Source organism: Micromonospora sp. NPDC023814, assembly GCF_040639595.1.
Lineage (GTDB): Bacteria > Actinomycetota > Actinomycetes > Mycobacteriales > Micromonosporaceae > Micromonospora.
Map to the genome: position 1 here is coordinate 1 of NZ_JBFAAF010000197.1, position 2,596 is coordinate 2,596.

At 68.6% G+C, this 2,596-nt stretch carries 1 protein-coding gene and 1 pseudogene; both read right to left on the reverse strand.

Going from position 1 to position 2,596, the window contains the following annotated elements; genetic code table 11:
• Positions 1-332: 332 nt before the first annotated feature.
• Positions 333-2,129: a helicase-associated domain-containing protein gene (locus tag AB0G14_RS35325; protein ID WP_357705099.1), complete on the reverse strand. Its 1,797-nt coding sequence runs from the start codon at positions 2,127-2,129 to the stop codon at positions 333-335.
• 218 nt (positions 2,130-2,347) lie between these two features.
• Positions 2,348-2,596, reverse strand: a pseudogene (locus tag AB0G14_RS35330) (IS630 family transposase); the annotation flags it as partial.

Consider the following 2,596-nt stretch of genomic DNA (forward strand, 5'->3'; position numbering starts at 1 on the left):
CAACGCCTACCTGGTGCGCTGGATCCGCAAGAAGCACAAACGACTGCGGCCGTTCAGGAAGGCCCAACAGTGCTGGCAGCGCATCACCCGCCAGCGCCCGAGGCTCTTCGTCCACTGGGCATGGACACCGCGCTTCTGGTGATCAGGATGACAAGAGCCGTGTAACGGGAGACTGTTACGCACGGTTCTGTGGGAGCCCGGGGGTGAAATCCCCCCGGGCGACCCGACCTAGCAGAGTCGTGTCTCGATCTCCTTCGACAACCCGAGGCGGGTTGGTGTGATCGAGGAGTTTCCTGGTGGCGCGTACGATCAGCATCTTGCACTCCAGCCCGTCAGGCGCGGTGGCGGCGGGTCTTCTCGAGGACGTTGCGGCCGTCGGCGTTCTGCTGGCGGGGCGCGTAGCCGGCTTTACGCAGGGCGGCCATTGTGTCAGCCGTGTTGGCTTGGCTGGCCAGCACGGTCGGGGCGAGCAGACGCAGGTTGAGCTTGTCCAGCCGTTTGTCGGCGCAGATCTGCGCCAGCAGCGCGGTGTCGTCGCTGACCAGGGTGCTGGCCACGGGCGCGACCCGTACCGACCCGTGTTGGCGGGCGACGTCGGCGAGCAGGTAGACCAGTGGTTGGGGCAGTCCGCCTTCGGTGATCTTCGTCAGGGCGGTGGTCAGGCGGTGCTCGGTCCAGCCTGCGTCGTACGCGCCGCGTACCGTAGTTGGGCTGAAGCGCCAGGTCGTGGCTATGCCGCGGGACTCGACGACGGCGGTGGCACCGAGGAGCTCTGCCAGCTCTGGGCTCGGTGTGCCCGCCACCACCGCGGTCAGGTCGGCCTGCAGCCGGGCGGTGCGGGCGACCTCACCCAGGTCGCCGACGGCCTTGGCGATGTCCTTGTCAGCCAGCAGCGCCTGTCCTGCGGGGCTGATAGCGCCCGCGCCGAGGGCCCCCAAGGTCGTGGCCTCTTCCAGCAGGCCACGCACGGTCGTGGTGCCGCCGAAGGTCAGCGGCCGTCGCCACCACATCCAATGCGCCGCCTGCTCGAGGTTCGTCGTCGCCCGGTCGCCCAGCGCCCGCAGCGCGGCCATCCGGGCGTGCGCTGACCAGGCTTCGTCGTAGTCGGGCGCCCACGGCCCGGTCTGCGACGATGGCAGATAGTCCAGGTCGCGCCATGCCTTGAGCATCGCCGCGAGCCGCCGGTCCAGACCGAGCTTGAGCCAGCGGTCGTATGCGGCCGTCGGGATCACGCGTTCGCCGAGTTCGGCCAGCCCGGCCTCCGTTGCGACCGCCAGCAGCAGCCGCACGGTCGACATCGTCACGCCCAGCGTCTTCGCCGTCCGGGTTAGCTCGCGCACGCCGACGCCGCCGGCCTTGACCGTTGCCAACGGCTCACGTCCAGCCCCGTCCAGCAGCGCCGACAACAGCCCGACCACGGCAATGCCCTGAGCCTGGGCGTCGCGGCGCACTGTCGCGGGATCCGGCGTGTGCCAGGCAGCCGGCGGCTCCTGCGACTGGAACGGAGCCCGGTAGTCCGCTCCTCGCAAAGCGAGCGCGACTTGACCCGCTAGCTGATAGTCCTCCCAAGTCACGCGGTAGACCAGCCCGTGCTCCTCGGCCCAGTCCAGCGGATGCACCTGCCGATAGCGGTTCTGATACCGACTCCGGTGTGCGATGCCGCTGCCGCCGTAGCGACGGATCCGTCCACCGTCGCTGTCAGCCTCCTCCAACACCGTCCGCGTAGCGGTGGGCATCCGCTTGACGAGACCGTGCACGTTGCCCGTTTCGAGGAAGAACTCCGCCACCGCCTCCAGCAGGTCCGCCTTACGGCCCTTCGTAGGCAACCCCAGGTTGCTCGCAATCACCTTCAGATCATCGACGTTCAACACGACGGCGAGCTGCCCTGCCGGCGGGCCGACACCTAGCGGACGGGCGAAGACCTCTCGCAGGATGCCGTTCACCGTCAGCCGGCTCCGTAGCCGCGCGACAAGCCCCGCATCGGCGGCGCGCTGCAGGTACGGCGTTGCGTCGGCGCCGACCAACGCCGACACCTCCGCCTCGGTGACCAGGCCACCCAGCGCCAAGCCCGCCTCGAGCACCTGAAGGGTCGGCAGGTCAAGGCCAGCAAGCTGATCATGTGGACTCACGGCGGCGCTCCCAGGACACACGGCGACGCCCTGAATCCAACCGCACGAGCCGTATCCGTGTGACGCGACCCCGCCAGTCGCCAACCTGAGCCCAGCGACCTGGCCCGCCGCAGGTGACCCTGTTGGTCATTTGATGGCCTGGTAGGGCGCGTGTCGCGCGTTGGTTGGGCTGCGGCTCTTGCGATGGTCGGGGCGCGGTCGCCTTCCCCTCTCCGGCCCTAGTGTCCTGAGTCGTTGATTCGTTTGCAGTATGCGGCGACCGTTTCGAGGATGTCGTCAGCCGTCTTGGTCCACACGAACGGTTTGGGGTCGGCGTTCCACGCCTCGATCCAGGCGGTGACGTCGGCTTCCAGTGCGGCGACGCTGCGGTGAGCCGATCGGCGGAGTTTGCGGTTGGTCAGTTCGGCGAACCAGCGCTCGACGAGGTTGAGCCAGGACGAGTAGGTCGGGGTGAAGTGCAGGTGGAA